The following is a 13,401-nucleotide window of genomic DNA, read 5'->3' on the forward strand; positions in this document are numbered from 1 at the left end:
CGGCCGGCGCTCAGCGCCCTTCCCAGGCGTGCGCGATCGCGAGGGCGTCACGGGTCGCGGCCACGTCGTGCACCCGAACGGCCCACACGCCGGCGCGCAGCGCGAGGGCGCTGGTGACGGCGGTCGCGAGATCTCGACGTCGCTCGGTGACGTCCGCATCCGCCTGCCCCAGCGTCTCGGCCAGGAACCGCTTGCGCGACGTTCCGATCAGCACGCGCGGCCCGAGCGCGACGATGTCGTCGAGTCCCCGCAACAGGTCCCAGTTCTGCGCGCCCGTCTTCGCGAACCCGATGCCCGGATCGAGGATCACCCGCGACGGCGCGATGCCCGCCGCCGCCGCTTCGCCCATGCGCTCCTGCAGCTCCCCGGCGACCTCGCGTGCGATGCGGTGGTAGTCGGCACGGGCGTACATGTCGTCGGAGAAGCCGCGCCAGTGCCCGATCGCGTAGTCGGCCCCGGACTCGGCGACGGCCGCGCGCATCTCGGGGTCGGCGAGCCCGCCCGACACGTCGTTGACGATGCGGGCGCCGGCGCGCACCGCCGCCGCCGCCGTCGAGGCGTTGATCGTGTCGATGCTGAGGGCGACACCGGCCGCGGCCAGCTGCTCGATCACCGGGATCACCCGAGCCTGCTCGGTCGCGGCATCCACCCGCTCCGCACCGGGACGCGTCGACTCCCCTCCGATGTCGAGCACGGTGGCGCCGTCGGCGCGCAGCTTCAGTCCCCGCGCGACCGCCGAATCCACGTCGAGATAGCGGCCGCCGTCGCTGAACGAGTCGGGCGTGACGTTGACGATGCCCCAGATGCCGGTCACGAGAGCGCGCCGGACGACGTACCGATGAGGGCGATGAGCTCGGCGCGCGCGATCGGATCCTCGTACACGCCGCGGGCGGCGATGGTGAGGGTCGATGCCTCGGGTTGGCGCCCGCCGCGCATCGTCACGCAGCCGTGGCTGGCGTCGAGCACGACGAGCACGCCTCGGGTGTCGAGGTTCTCGGCGATCGTGTCGGCGATCTGCTCACCCAGCCGCTCCTGCACCTGCGGGCGCGCGGCGAGGATCTCGACGACGCGCACCAGCGCACCGAGCCCCACGACCTGCTCCCCCGGGAGGTAGGCGAGGTGGGCGCGACCGGCGAAGGGCAGCAGATGGTGCTCGCACACCGAGCGGAAGCGGATGTCGCGCAGCAGCACGGCGCCCGAGGGCAGGGTGTCGGGGGCCGGCCCCCGGGTCACGCTGATCGTGCGCTCGAGCGGAGCCGCGGCATCCTCACCCACACCGCCGAAGAACTCGGCGTACAGCTCGGCCATGCGCGTGGGCGTCTGGCGCAGGCCCGGACGATCGGGGTCTTCGCCGATCGCCTCGAGCAGCTCACGCGTCAGCCGCTCGATCCGCGCCCTGTCGACGCTCACGATCAGGCCGTCGCGGGACGCGGGTTCGTGGCTCCTGACGGCTCCTGCGCGCGGGCGGTCGCCGCGGGCTCCTCGACGGATGCCGCGACCGGCACGACCTTCTTCGGAACCTCGATCGGCGGCACGTCCGAGACCGGGCGGTCACTGCTCGACAGCCACAGCGGGCGCTCGGGGAGCTTGCGGATCTCGGTGAAGATCTCGGCGATCTGGTTGTGGTCGAGGGTCTCCTCCTCGAGCAGCGCCAGGGCGAGACGGTCGAGGATGTCGCGGTTCGCGCTGATCACCTCGTAGGCCTCGTCGTGGGCCTGCTCGATGAGCGCGCGCACCTCGGCGTCGACGCGCTCGGCGACCTTCTCGGAGTACTCGCGTCCGCGACCCATGTCGCGCGCGACGAACATGTCGCCACCCTCGGAGCCGAGCTTGACCGGACCGACCTCGGTCGTCATGCCGTACTCGATGACCATCTTGCGGGCGATCGAGGTCGCCTTCTCGATGTCGTTCGAGGCGCCGGTGGTCGGATCGTGGAACACGATCTCCTCGGCGACGCGGCCGCCCATCGCGTACGTGAGCTGGTCCTGCAGCTCGTTGCGCGTGACGGAGTACTTGTCTTCGAGCGGCAGCACCATCGTGTAGCCGAGGGCCTTGCCGCGCGGAAGGATGGTGATCTTGGTGACCGGGTCGGTGTAGTTCATGGCCGCGGCGGCGAGCGCGTGCCCGCCCTCGTGGTACGCGGTGATGAGCTTCTCGCGGTCCTTCATCACGCGGGTGCGACGCTGCGGACCGGCGATGACGCGGTCGATCGCCTCGTCGAGCGCGCGGTTGTCGATCAACTGCGCGTTCGATCGGGCGGTGAGCAGCGCCGCCTCGTTCAGCACGTTCGCGAGGTCGGCACCCGTGAAGCCCGGCGTCTTGCGGGCGACGACCTCGAGGTCGACGCTCTGCGAGAGCGGCTTGCCCTTGCTGTGCACCTCGAGGATCTTCTGGCGACCCTTGAGGTCGGGAGCGTCCACACCGATCTGGCGGTCGAAACGGCCGGGGCGCAGCAGCGCCGGGTCGAGGATGTCGGGGCGGTTCGTCGCCGCGATCACGATGACGTTCGCGTTCGGGTCGAAGCCGTCCATCTCGACGAGCATCTGGTTGAGCGTCTGCTCGCGCTCGTCGTTGCCGCCGCCCATGCCGGCGCCGCGGTGACGACCGACGGCGTCGATCTCGTCGATGAAGATGATCGCGGGCGAGTTCTCCTTGGCCTGGTTGAACAGGTCGCGCACGCGGGAGGCTCCGACGCCGACGAACATCTCGACGAAGTCCGAACCCGAGATCGAGTAGAAGGGGGCTCCGGCCTCACCGGCGACGGCGCGGGCGAGCAGGGTCTTACCGGTTCCGGGAGGGCCGTACAGCAGCACGCCCTTCGGGATGCGGGCACCGATCGCCTGGAACTTGGCTGGGTCCTGCAGGAACTCCTTGATCTCATGGAGCTCTTCGATCGCCTCGTCGGCGCCGGCGACGTCGGCGAAGGTGACCGTCGGGGTCTCCTTGTTGACGAGCTTGGCCTTCGACTTGCCGAACTGCATGACCTTGCTGCCGCCGCCCTGCATCGACGACAGGAGCCACCAGAACAGCAGGCCCAGGAGCACGAGCGGCAGCAGGAGCGAGAGGAAGCCGTCGAACCACGTCGCGCGCGGCACGGCGTCGTTGAAGCCTTCCTTGGGGTCGGCGTCGTTGATCGCCGTGACCACCTCGTCGGCGCGGGCGTCGACATAGTAGAACTGCACCTTGTCGGCGCCCTCGAAGGGCTTCGACAGCGTCAGGTCGACGCGCTGGTCGCCGTCGGTGTTGACCACCTCGGTGACGGTCGAGCCGCCGAGCAGCTTCAGACCTTCCTGCGTCGTGATCTGCTTGGGTGCCGCGATGTTCGAGACCAGCACGAACCCGAGGATCAGCAGCAGGCCGATCACCAGTACGTAGATCAGCGGATTCTTGCCGAGCTTCTTCACATCCATGATCGGATCAGCGTATCGCGCGCGTACTAGGCGCCTGCTGTGCGTTCACCCACGGCGTAGCGCGTCAGGAGTAGACGTGCGGGGCGAGCACCGCGACGTCGCGCAGGTTGCGGTACCGCTCGTCGAAATCGAGGCCGTAGCCGACGACGAAATCGGTGGGGATGTCGAAGCCCACGTACTTGCAGTCGATGACCACCTTGGCCGCCTCCGGCTTGCGGAGAAGGGCGAGCACCTCGATCGATTCGGCACCGCGCGACTCGAAGTTCTCGAGCAGCCAGCTCAGCGTGAGGCCCGAGTCGATGATGTCCTCGACGATGAGCACGTGCTTGCCGTTCAGATCGGTGTCGAGGTCCTTGCGGATCTGCACGACACCGCTGGACTTCGTGCTCGCGCCGTAGCTCGACACGGCCATCCAGTCCATCGGAGCATGGAAGGGCAGCGCCCGCGCGAAGTCTGCCATCACCATGACCGCGCCCTTGAGCACGCCGACCAGGATGAGGTCCTTACCCGCGTAATCATCGGCGACCCGCAGTGCCAGCTCGTCGAGCTTGGCGAGGATCTGCTCCTCGGTGACGAGGATCTCGGACAGGTCAGCCTGGATTTCCGTGGCGCGCATGGATCGATTTTAGGCGATCGATGACGCTGCTCTCCCCCTGTCACGGCATCCGCACTACTCTGAGCCGTGAGACGGGCGGACGCCCACCGACGGAAGGATTCCCATGGCTCTCGACGACATCCTGAAGCAGGTCCCGATCGACGACATCGCGAAGCAGCTCGGCGTCTCACCCGACGTCGCGAAGACCGCGGTCGAGCAGGGCGGGGCGGTGCTGCTGGGCGGGCTCGCGAAGAACGCCTCGACCGACGAGGGCTCGGCGGCGATCCAGAAGGCGCTCAAGAAGCACGAGGGCACGGGCAGCGCCGCCTCGATCAAGGACATCGATCAGGCCGACGGCGACAAGATCGTCACGCACATCCTCGGAGCCGAGGAGAAGAAGAAGGTCACCGAGAAGCTCACGCAGTCAGACAAGACCGCGGGCATCGACTTCGGCAAGCTCCTGCCGATCCTCGCGCCGATCGTGATGGGTCTGATCGCGAACGCCGGCAAGGGCAAGAGCGGCTCCGCCTCGACCGAGTCGCAGGGCGGCGGCGGGATCGGCGACATCATCGGCGGTCTGCTCGGCGGCGGCAACGGCAACTCCGGTGGTGGTGGCGTCGGAGACATCATCGGCGGGCTGCTGGGCGGCGGCAACAAGTCGGGCGACGGCGGCATCGACCTGGGCAGCATCGTCGGCGGCCTCTTCGGCGGCAAGAAGTAACGGGCGCCGCCCGCCGCAGGTCAGGTGCGCGCCGTGAAGACGATGCGCCCACCGTGGCGGGCGGCGGCGCACCCTGGCAGGTCGATCGGGCCCTGACCCGACCAGTCGGTCACCAGGCGCGCGACCTCCAGCGTCTGCAGCCGGGTGAGGCTCACCCCGAACTCGCTGTCGACCACGAGGCGGATCACGCGATTGCGCAGGGCCGCGGGGTTCGCCGCGAGCGCCGCGACGCTCACCGAGATGCCGGCTTCGGCGTGCTCGACGATGTCTTCGATGGTCTCGTGGATCATCTCGTCGAACGCCTCGGCGTCTTCGCGCAGCTGTTCGGCGGTGCGCGCGAGGGCCTCGGCGATTCCCGGCCCGATCTCGGTCTCGAGCACGGGGAGCACGCGCTCGCGCACCCGCACCCGGGCGAAACGATCGTCGAGGTTGTGGGGGTCGTCCCAGACGTCGAGAGCGGATGCCGCGCAGAAGGTGCGCGTCGTCGTCCGACGCACCGCCAGCAAAGGGCGCATCCAGCGCACGCCGTCGTCGTCCTCCCGCACGGGCGCCATGCCCTGCAGGCTCGCGGCTCCGGCGCCGCGCGCCAGCCCGAGCAGCACGGTCTCGGCCTGGTCGTCGAGCGTGTGGCCGAGCAGCACCGCTCGCGCGCCGACCTCGTCGGCGACATCCCGCAGTGCCCGATAGCGTGCGTCCCGCGCCGCCGACTCGGGGCCATCGTCGGTCGCGTCGTCGACCTCGACGCGCACGACGCGGGCTTCGAGACCGAGGGTCGTGGCCTGCTCGGCGGCTCGGGCGGCGACGGCATCCGATCCCGTCTGCAGGGCGTGATCGACGGTGACGGCGGTCGCTCGGATGCCGAGCTTCGGCGCCTCGAAGGCGACGGCGGCGGCCAAAGCCAGGGAGTCCGCTCCCCCGGACAGCGCGACCACGACGGCGGCGCCCTCGGGCAGATCGGCCAGTGCGGTGCGCACGGCGCGACGGATCTCGGCGATGGCGGGGTCGAGTGACGGCATCCCTCCACGCTAGGGCACGGCATCCGCGGGGCGTGCGCCCGCCCCGGCGGCGGGGCTATCCTGACGCCGTGACCGCACCGCACCGCACCGCGCCGTTCCGCACCGAGCGGTTCAAGGCGTTCGTCGACGCCGTCGTCGCGATCGCGATGACGCTGCTCATCCTGCCGCTCATGGAGGCGGTGTCGGACGCCGCGTCCGGCAAGCTCACGACCGCGGAGTTCTTCCACGAGCACTCGGGGCAGTTGCTGAGCTTCGCGCTGAGCTTCCTGCTCATCGCGACGTTCTGGATGGGGCACCACAGTCAGTACCGCGATGTGGAGCGGATCACCACACCGCTCATCTGGATCAACGTGGCCTGGATGGCCACGATCGTGTGGCTGCCCGTGCCGACGGCCATGCTGGGGCAGATCGACACCGACCCCCTGCAGAAGGTCGTGTACATCGGCACGCTGATCGCGACGCAGCTCGCGACGCTGGCCGGCGGCATCTATCTCGGACGGCGCCCGGAGCTCTCGACCGCGCCGCCCTCGACCTACCGCGAGGGGGTGCTCGGCGACCTGGCCGCGATCATCCTGTTCGCTGCGGCACTGCTCGTCGCCGTGCTCGTTCCCGAGATCGGGTACGCCGCCCTGTTCCTCCTGCTGCTGAACGCCCCCGTCTCCCGGCTGGTCGATCGACTGTCTCGCGGGCGTTCGCGCGACTCCGACGTTCAGACGCCCGGACCTGCCGAGTAGGCTTGTCCGCGGCATCCAACCGATTTTTCTCCTGAGGAGCACACGCATGGGCGCACACGACGCCGTCATCGAGATCCCGCGCGGCAGCCGCGTGAAGTACGAGGTCGACCACGAGACCGGGCGAGTGCACCTCGACCGCGTGCTCTACACGACCTTCGGCTACCCGGCCGACTACGGCTACTTCGACAACACGCTCGGCGAGGACGGCGACCCGCTCGACGTGCTCGTGCTGCTCGACCACGCCATCTACCCGGGCGTCGTCGTCGAGGTGCGTCCCGTGGCCGTGCTCAAGATGAGCGACGAGGCCGGCGGCGACGACAAGCTGGTCGCCGTGCTGTCGAAGGACCCGCGCTGGGCGCACATCCAGGACATCGACGACATCGCCGAGTACACGAAGAAGGAGATCGCGCACTTCTTCGAGCACTACAAGGACCTCGAGCCCAACAAGTGGGTCAAGGTCGACGCGTGGGGCGACAAGGCCGAGGCCGAGCGCATCCTCGACGAGGCGATCGTCCGTTTCGGCGAGCAGGGTCACTGACCCCTCGCTGAACGCTCGAAGCGAAAGACCCCCGGTTCCGCTCAGCGGCCGGGGGTCTTCTGCATGTCGCGGGCGGATGCTCAGATCGAGATGCCCCGCGCGGCCATGAAGTCGGCCGGGTTCGTGTAGTACCCGTTGATGTAGACCTCGAAATGCAAGTGGCAGCCGAAGGATCCGCCGGTGTTGCCCGCGTAGGCGATGATCTGACCGGCCTGTACCTGCTGGCCGGCCCTGACCGCGAAGCCGCCGTCGCGGATGTGCGCGTAGCCGGTCGCGACGCCGGTGCCGTGCTGGATGCGGACGTAGTTGCCGTACCCGCCGTTGTAGAACGCAGCGTCGACGACACCGGCGTACGCGGCGTAGATCGCCGCCCCGCAACCGTTGGCGAGGTCGATGCCGTAGTGCCAGCTCGACGAGCATCCGTTCGCGTTGCACTGCTGCGACCGGGGGCCGTAGCCCGAGCTGCGGTAGCCGCCGTGCGGGCGCACCCACCCGCTGCCGCTTCCGGCGGGGGCGCCTCCGCCGCCGCTGTTGCCGCCGGCGTTCGCCGCAGCTTCGGCGGCCTCGCGCTCACGGCGCTTCTTCTCCTCGGCCTCGCGAGCCGCGACGCCGGCCTGGTAGCCGGCGACCGTCTTGGTCGTCGCGTCCTTCAGGGCGGCGAGCTGCGCCTGCATGGTGTTGAGGTTCGCCGACTGCTCGTCGAGGGCGGCCTGCGCGGCATCCGCTGCCTGCTGGGCCGCGACCATCTTCTGCTCGGCGATCTTCTGCAGGCGGTCGCGCTCGTCGCGGGCGACCTTCGCCTGGTCGCTGAGCGACTGGGCGGAGTTGCGCGCGGCGACGGCATCGTCGTAGACCGACTGGTTGTACTCGAGGAGCTTGTCCATCGTGCCGAGGCGCGAGAGCAGCTCATCGGCGTTCGCGGCGGAGCCGGCGAAGAACAGCTCGAGCGAGGTGTCGTCGCCGCCGTTGCGGTAGATCTGCGCGGCGACCTGACCGGCCTTGCGAGCCGAGGCGTCGGCGACACCGGCCTGCTCGTCGGCCTTCGCCTGGAGCGTGTCGGCTTCGGCGATCGCGGCGAAGAACTCCTGCTGGGCCGTGAAGTATTCGTCGGAGGCGGTCTTGGCGGCGGCCTGGGTCTGCGCGACCTTCTGCGTGAGGGACTGGATCAGGCCCTCGATGCGCTGGATCTCGGCGCCCTTGGCTGCTTCGTTGTTCTTGGCCTTCTGCACGTCGTCCCAGCTCGGGTACGACGCGGCGTAGGCGGCGGAGACGCCGGAGGTGACCCCGAAGGCGCTGAGGGCGACGACGCTGAGCGCGCCGAGCCCGAGCGCGCTGCGACGGCTGAAGCTCTGCTTCCAGAGAGCGTCGCGCTCGGCGGGCGTGGGCGCGCAGCCGCATTCCTCGGATGCTGCAGCGGCTGCGGCATCCTTCGTGATCTGGTCGTTCACACGGCCCCTTCCGCCGGTTTCACACATGTCACAGTAACAACAACTTTCACATGCGCACCAGGGCGCGCGGGTCGGTCGAAGGGCATGCTGACGGGTACATCGTCCCCCGGAACACGCCCGGGAGCGCGCTGACTCGCCCTCGATTCGCGATTTGCCCCGACTATCGCTTATGCTTGAGCGTCGGCAAGGAAGTCCCCCGGGACTGACTCGGCCCCATCGTTTAGCGGCCTAGGACGCCGCCCTTTCACGGCGGTAGCACGGGTTCGAATCCCGTTGGGGTCACCACGTCCGATATAATTGAAAACAAGTATGGCCCTGTAGCGCAGTTGGTTAGCGTGCCGCCCTGTCACGGCGGAGGTCGCGGGTTCAAGTCCCGTCAGGGTCGCTCCGTGCGATGAGCTCTTTCTTCGGAGAGGGCTCTTCGTATAGGACGCGACAGGTTCGCCGGTCGCGCGGCTCTGTAGCTCAGTTGGTAGAGCGTTCGACTGAAAATCGAAAGGTCACCGGATCGATGCCGGTCGGAGCCACAAGGCTGATCATTACAATCAGCCCAGAAACCCTCGCCTAGCTTCTACATGGCGGGGGTTTTGCTTTGCCCCGGCAACCGTTGACCTGGAGCGCAATAGCCCCGGGAGGTCTTTCGCCCGGCGCGCATCTCGGGTGTACTTCTCCGATGCGATCCGTGAATCCGATCCCCGGTAACCCCTGGCCACACGACATGAGCATCCGCATCGAGGATGCGCCGCATGCGCTCTTCGAGCTCCTCTGGCTGCGCGAGGCGTACGGGCTCCACCCCACCGGCGACGACCTTCCGCCGCTCCTCGTCCGGACTCCGGCGCCGGCTGCAGCCGTGCTCGACGCCGACACCCGCGCTCACTGGGAGAGCGCGTGGGCGCGACTCTGGCACGCAGCATCCGCTCACGCGGGTCAGGAGCAGGATCACGATGGCTTCGCCCGACTCCTGACGATGCCGCCCGGCGATCCCGATCGCGAACCGCTCCTCCGCGAAATGATCGGCCCGACCTGGCGCGACGAGTTCGGCGACGGCGCCTTCGACGACCCCTCCTACACCGACCGCGAACGCTCGACGCCCGAAGAGCGCGCCGCCGCGCGTCCACACTCCCTCGCCGACAACCCCGAGCACCGAGACCTCGAGGCGCTCATCCCCGCCTGGCGGGCGGGACTCACGACGATCGTGACCATCCCCTGCCGCGGCGAACACACCCGCCGTGTCGGAGACAACGCCCTCATGGTCACGGCCCGCACGCGAGCCGACAGCGTGGCATATCGGCGCGCGCTCTCCTCATTCGCCTGACTCGGGCGCGAGGATGGAGGCATGTCCCCGAACTCGCGCCGGCGACTGCTCGCCTCGATGCAGCGGATCCTGCACAATGATCCCTCGAACGTCGCCCACACCGAGGCCATGCCGATCATCGACGAGCGCACGGTGCCCCGGGTGCTCGACCTTGCGACGCGCATCGGCGAATCGATGTTCGCGGTGGGCGCCTCCGCCCACGAGGTCACGCTCGCGATCACCCGCGTCTGCGAGGCCTACGCCCTCAAGGGCGTGCAGGTCGATGTCACCTACAACTCGGTGACCGTCTCGTTCCACCTGAGCGGCGAGGTCTGGCCCGAGACTCTGCTGCGCGTCGTGCGCGTCGCCGCCCCCGACCACGCCAAACTGCAGCGCGTGCAGGCACTCGTCGCCGAGATCGAAGCGGGGCTCGACCTCGAGTCCGCACGCACCGCGTTCCGCGTGATCCGGCGCGTGCCGTTCCGCTACCAGCAGTCCGTGGTCGTCGTCGCCCGCGCCCTGCTCGCGGTGGGGGTCAGCATCCTCCTCGGCGCCTCGCCGATCATCGTGGGCCTCACCTTCATCGCGGCTCTCGCCGCCGCCCTCACGCAGGCCGGCCTCGCGCGCGTGCGGGTTCCCCTCTTCTTCAGCCAGATCGCCGGAGGGTTCGTCACCACCGTGGTCGCAGTCGCCGTATCCGCGCTCGGGTCCGCCGGGATCGAGCCGTTCGTCGGCATCCGCCCCTCCATCATCGTCGCCTCGGGCATCGTGCTCATGCTCGCCGGGCTCACGGTCGTCGGCGCGGCACAGGATGCGATCGACGGGTTCGCGCTCACCGCCGGCGGCCGCATCCTCGACCTCACGATGCAGACCCTCGGCGTGGTGATCGGCATCCTCGTCGGACTCGAGCTCGGCAGCGTGCTCGGGTTCACGATGGACCTGCCCGACGACCCCGCCCCGTTCGGCCCCCTGCTCGGCGTCTTCGCCGGGGCGATCATCATCGCCGTCGCCGTGGCCGTCTTCAACGGCGCCGGAATCCGCATCATCCTCGTCAGCGCCCTGCTCAGTGCCATCACGATCGCCGGGTACACGGCATCCGTCGCCCTCAACCTGCACCCGGCCGCGGCGAGCGCGATCGGCGCCCTGCTCGCGAGCTTCGTCGGCGTGCTGATCGCCCACAACCTGCATGTCCCGTCGGTCGCGGTGACGACCGCGGCGATCGTGCCCCTCGTGCCCGGAGTGGCGGTCTTCCAGGGCCTGCTCGAGATGGTGCACAACGGCGGTACGAGCATGGGCGTCGTCGGCGCGGGCGGCTCGCTGATCGACGCGGCCGTCATCGGGATCGGCCTCGCCTCGGGGGCGTCGCTCGGCCTGTACCTCGGCACTCCGGTGCGCGCGACCCTCGGCAGCGTCACGAAGACGCGCGCACGTACTCGTCGCTGACCGGCTGTTTCGTCGCCTGTCATGGGGACTTCTCCCCAATGACAATTCGCGCAAGACCTCGCCCTGATCACATACAGCGCGCTCACAGGTTGGTTAGGTTGGGCGTGTCCCCGGGCACGCGCAAGCGCTTTCGCGCGCGCCGTCGATCACCTGCACCGCGAAATATCGAGACGAGAAGATGACCCCTAACAAGAGACGAGTGCTGGCCGGCGGTACCACCGCGGCCATCATCCTCGCGCTGTCCGGCGCGCTGATCCCCACGGCCGCCACGGCCGACGAAGACGTCGCGGCCCCGACGAGCGGCGCGTCGTTCGACGCGAACGCCAAGCAGCTGCTCACGACCGACGGCGTCGAAGCCGTCGCCACGAACGCCGCAGGGCAGGTCGTCGTCTACACGACGGCAACCGAAGACGCGCTGGCGGGCGAAGCGGATGCCTTCGTCGAGGGCCACTCGAACGTCGTCGTCGAGGTCATCGACGCTCCGTTCGAGTCCCACGCCGACACCGACGTCGTCGGCGGCGCCGGCTACTTCGCGTTCGACCCGTCGAACCCCACGGGCCCCGGTGGCCTGTGCTCGGTCGGCTTCTCCGCGTGGACGCCCGCCGGTGACCCCGCTCTCGTCTCGGCCGGTCACTGCACGGGCGACGGCCTGTACTCGGTGAGCGCCCTCACTCTCCCGAGCGGCGACCCGGCCGGTGGGGGCGACGTCGAGAACGAAGACGTCGAACTGACCTATGGCCTCGCCGAGCTCGCGTTCTCGCAGTACGGTGGCCCCGGCAACACCCCCGGCGCCTCCGGTGACCTCACGTCCAGCGACGTTTCGACCTGGGACATCGTGAACCCCGACCTCACGGCGCTGCCCGAGATCACCAACTGGACGACCTCGGCTTCCGAGGACCTCTCGACGGCCACCGTTCCGGTTCGCGCCGTCGGCACGGCCGTGGTCGACGGAGCCGTGACGAAGTCCGGACGCACCACCGGCTTCACCTCGGGACAGGTTCTGGCCGTCGGCGGCTGGGCCAACGTCAGCGGACGCCAGGTCTACGGCTTCATGACGAACGTCCAGTCTTCCGAGGGCGACTCCGGTGGCGCGGTCTTCCAGGGCAACACCGCCGTCGGCATCCTCTCGGGCGGCACCACCACCCCCGACGGGCCGATCATGTTCGCGGCCGACCTGCAGAACGCGCTCTCGCTCACCGGCGGCTACACCGTCGCGCTGTACCTCGACGCACCGGTCGTGACCTCCACCTCGCCTCTCGGCGCAGGAAGCCTGATCACCGGCACCGGTCCGGCGAACTCCACGCTCAAGGTCTCGCAGGACGGCGGGGCAGAGGTCGACGTACCTGTCGACCCCGCCGGCAACTGGACGTTCCCCGCTCCTGAAGTCGGCACGTACGCCTACACCGCATACGCGACCTCGGGCTTCAACACCTCCGACACCACAGCCTTCGAGGTCGAGGTCGTTCCGGCAGCCCCGGTCTTCACGTCGCCGGCGAACGGTGACCGCATCGTGTCGGAGGTCACCGAGATCTCCGGAACCGGCGAGATCGGCGCGACGGTCAGCCTGACCGGCGATGTCACCGACGAGGCCACGGTCGGCGAGGACGGCACCTGGAGTGTCGCCGTCGACCTCGGCATCGACGCCTACTCGGTCAGCGCCACGCAGGAGCTCGACGGCATCACCTCGGCATCGGCGACCTCGGCCTTCGCCGTGATCCCGACGGCCCCGATCGTCGACGCACCGTTGGCCGGCGGCGCCTACGCCTTCGCCAGCGCCCCGACGGCCGCCACCGGAACGGGCCTCGAGGATGCCGCGATCAGCGCCACCCTGAACGGTGCGGACGCCGGTTCGACCACCGTCGCCGACGGCGCATGGAGCCTTCCGCTCACCGCTCAGGCGGGCGAGTTCTCACTCGTCGTCACGCAGACCGTCAACGGCCAGAGCAACAGCACCACGGTCGCGTACGCGGTCGCCGAGGCCCCGGCCACCGGCGGCGGCGCGGGCGGCGCAGGTGACACTCCCGGTTCGCTCGCCAACACCGGTATGACCGACCCGACGCCGTACGTGGTGACGGCGGCGGGCCTGCTCCTCCTCGGCGCAGCCCTGCTGATGGTCCGTCGGATGCGCACGCGCAACACCCTCTGATCCGATTCTGATCTGATCGCCGTCGGGCGGTGCGGGCCTCGGCTCGCACCGCCCGA

Annotated in this window: 12 protein-coding genes and 3 tRNA genes; 9 read left to right on the forward strand and 6 right to left on the reverse strand. The window is 69.4% G+C overall.

Going from position 1 to position 13,401, the window contains the following annotated elements; translation table 11 throughout:
* Nucleotides 1-10: 10 nt before the first annotated feature.
* The 4 genes from folP to hpt all read right to left on the reverse strand — a co-directional run bounded on the left by folP (nucleotide 11) and on the right by hpt (nucleotide 4,026).
* Nucleotides 11-814 (reverse strand): dihydropteroate synthase, encoded by an 804-nt coding sequence (gene folP, locus ACIQTT_RS07725; RefSeq protein ID WP_402788252.1) that lies wholly within the window; start codon nucleotides 812-814, stop codon nucleotides 11-13.
* Nucleotides 811-1,410: a GTP cyclohydrolase I gene (gene folE, locus ACIQTT_RS07730; RefSeq protein WP_402788254.1), complete on the reverse strand. Its 600-nt coding sequence runs from the start codon at nucleotides 1,408-1,410 to the stop codon at nucleotides 811-813. Before folE ends, folP begins: the two co-directional genes overlap by 4 nt.
* 2 nt (nucleotides 1,411-1,412) lie before the next feature.
* A complete protein-coding gene (ftsH, locus tag ACIQTT_RS07735) occupies nucleotides 1,413-3,410 on the reverse strand; it encodes an ATP-dependent zinc metalloprotease FtsH (protein ID WP_402788256.1) in 1,998 nt (665 codons plus the stop codon).
* Nucleotides 3,411-3,474: 64 nt separating this feature from the next.
* Nucleotides 3,475-4,026 carry a hypoxanthine phosphoribosyltransferase gene (gene hpt, locus ACIQTT_RS07740; protein ID WP_247623476.1) on the reverse strand — a complete coding sequence of 184 codons (552 nt, stop codon included), beginning with the start codon at nucleotides 4,024-4,026 and terminating at the stop codon, nucleotides 3,475-3,477.
* Nucleotides 4,027-4,129: 103 nt separating this feature from the next.
* Between hpt and ACIQTT_RS07745 the strand changes: the two genes are divergently transcribed.
* On the forward strand, nucleotides 4,130-4,726 hold the full coding sequence (locus ACIQTT_RS07745; protein WP_402788258.1) for a DUF937 domain-containing protein: 597 nt from the start codon (nucleotides 4,130-4,132) through the stop codon (nucleotides 4,724-4,726).
* A 20-nt stretch (nucleotides 4,727-4,746) separates the two neighbouring features.
* Here the strand turns inward: ACIQTT_RS07745 and tilS are convergent, their stop codons facing one another.
* A complete protein-coding gene (gene tilS / locus ACIQTT_RS07750; protein WP_402788260.1) occupies nucleotides 4,747-5,742 on the reverse strand; it encodes a tRNA lysidine(34) synthetase TilS in 996 nt (331 codons plus the stop codon).
* A gap of 68 nt (nucleotides 5,743-5,810) precedes the next feature.
* Here tilS and ACIQTT_RS07755 point away from each other — a divergent pair, with 68 nt between their 5' ends.
* Both ACIQTT_RS07755 and ACIQTT_RS07760 read left to right on the forward strand, forming a co-directional pair.
* Entirely contained in the window at nucleotides 5,811-6,476 is a 666-nt protein-coding gene (locus ACIQTT_RS07755) for a TMEM175 family protein (protein ID WP_336641007.1), read from the forward strand.
* Between the two features lie 46 nt (nucleotides 6,477-6,522).
* Complete coding sequence (locus tag ACIQTT_RS07760) at nucleotides 6,523-7,014, forward strand: inorganic diphosphatase (RefSeq protein WP_045254862.1); 492 nt, start codon at nucleotides 6,523-6,525, stop codon at nucleotides 7,012-7,014.
* An 80-nt stretch (nucleotides 7,015-7,094) separates the two neighbouring features.
* Here the strand turns inward: ACIQTT_RS07760 and ACIQTT_RS07765 are convergent, their stop codons facing one another.
* A complete protein-coding gene (locus tag ACIQTT_RS07765; RefSeq protein ID WP_402788263.1) occupies nucleotides 7,095-8,462 on the reverse strand; it encodes a peptidoglycan DD-metalloendopeptidase family protein in 1,368 nt (455 codons plus the stop codon).
* 209 nt (nucleotides 8,463-8,671) lie between these two features.
* On the opposite strand from ACIQTT_RS07765, the gene ACIQTT_RS07770 reads away from it, so the two are divergent.
* The 6 genes from ACIQTT_RS07770 to ACIQTT_RS07795 all read left to right on the forward strand — a co-directional run bounded on the left by ACIQTT_RS07770 (nucleotide 8,672) and on the right by ACIQTT_RS07795 (nucleotide 13,345).
* Nucleotides 8,672-8,747, forward strand: a tRNA-Glu gene (locus ACIQTT_RS07770).
* Between the two features lie 26 nt (nucleotides 8,748-8,773).
* Nucleotides 8,774-8,847, forward strand: a tRNA-Asp gene (locus ACIQTT_RS07775).
* Nucleotides 8,848-8,916: 69 nt separating this feature from the next.
* Nucleotides 8,917-8,989: transfer RNA gene (locus ACIQTT_RS07780), tRNA-Phe, on the forward strand.
* A gap of 191 nt (nucleotides 8,990-9,180) precedes the next feature.
* On the forward strand, nucleotides 9,181-9,777 hold the full coding sequence (locus tag ACIQTT_RS07785) for a hypothetical protein (protein ID WP_402788265.1): 597 nt from the start codon (nucleotides 9,181-9,183) through the stop codon (nucleotides 9,775-9,777).
* Nucleotides 9,778-9,798: 21 nt separating this feature from the next.
* A complete protein-coding gene (locus tag ACIQTT_RS07790; RefSeq protein ID WP_402788267.1) occupies nucleotides 9,799-11,199 on the forward strand; it encodes a threonine/serine exporter ThrE family protein in 1,401 nt (466 codons plus the stop codon).
* A gap of 178 nt (nucleotides 11,200-11,377) precedes the next feature.
* The gene (locus ACIQTT_RS07795) at nucleotides 11,378-13,345 is read left to right on the forward strand and encodes a S1 family peptidase (RefSeq protein WP_402788268.1); all 1,968 of its coding nucleotides are present in this window, start codon (nucleotides 11,378-11,380) and stop codon (nucleotides 13,343-13,345) included.
* The last annotated feature ends 56 nt before the right edge of the window (nucleotides 13,346-13,401 follow it).

This window comes from Microbacterium sp. NPDC090225 (genome assembly GCF_044772365.1).
GTDB lineage: Bacteria > Actinomycetota > Actinomycetes > Actinomycetales > Microbacteriaceae > Microbacterium.

Coding starts and splice junctions, on each gene's coding strand:
- ftsH (WP_402788256.1), bottom strand. CDS start 3,410: ATGGATGTGAAGAAGCTCGGCAAGAATCCGCTGATCTACGTACTGGTG.
- hpt (WP_247623476.1), bottom strand. CDS start 4,026: ATGCGCGCCACGGAAATCCAGGCTGACCTGTCCGAGATCCTCGTCACC.
- ACIQTT_RS07745 (WP_402788258.1), top strand. CDS start 4,130: ATGGCTCTCGACGACATCCTGAAGCAGGTCCCGATCGACGACATCGCG.
- tilS (WP_402788260.1), bottom strand. CDS start 5,742: ATGCCGTCACTCGACCCCGCCATCGCCGAGATCCGTCGCGCCGTGCGC.
- ACIQTT_RS07760 (WP_045254862.1), top strand. CDS start 6,523: ATGGGCGCACACGACGCCGTCATCGAGATCCCGCGCGGCAGCCGCGTG.
- ACIQTT_RS07785 (WP_402788265.1), top strand. CDS start 9,181: ATGAGCATCCGCATCGAGGATGCGCCGCATGCGCTCTTCGAGCTCCTC.
- ACIQTT_RS07790 (WP_402788267.1), top strand. CDS start 9,799: ATGTCCCCGAACTCGCGCCGGCGACTGCTCGCCTCGATGCAGCGGATC.
- ACIQTT_RS07795 (WP_402788268.1), top strand. CDS start 11,378: ATGACCCCTAACAAGAGACGAGTGCTGGCCGGCGGTACCACCGCGGCC.